Annotated in this window: 1 pseudogene; it reads right to left on the minus strand. The window is 47.3% G+C overall.

Annotated elements, in window-relative coordinates:
* Positions 1 to 334, minus strand: a pseudogene (locus NE473_RS30700) (coproporphyrinogen dehydrogenase HemZ); the annotation flags it as partial.

Raw genomic sequence — 334 nt, forward strand, 5'->3', positions numbered from 1 at the left:
AGAATGTAATAGATACACGCTTTTCCCCGTCTGGAGTACCCCACATTTTCAAAATTACCGGCCATGTTTTTCTGGCGGTATAAATAGTAGGGCTCCTGTCCCATCTCGCGGGCAAAAGCGGCAGTCAAATCGATCATCTCCTGAGTGTTCGTGATCTTTAAGTCTCCGTATTTCTCCTTAAACATGTTAAGTCTGGCCGCGCGTTTGATGGCCAGAGAATGTACAGTGATACTGTCAGGATCAAGCGCTTTGAGTTCCTCCATGGTCCGGCGGACGTCTTCCAAATCCTCCTCCGGGAGTCCGATAAGCAGATCCATATTGATATTATCGAATC

It is taken from the genome of Hungatella sp. SL.1.14, assembly GCF_024460495.1.
Classification (GTDB): Bacteria; Bacillota; Clostridia; order Lachnospirales; family Lachnospiraceae; genus Hungatella; species Hungatella hathewayi.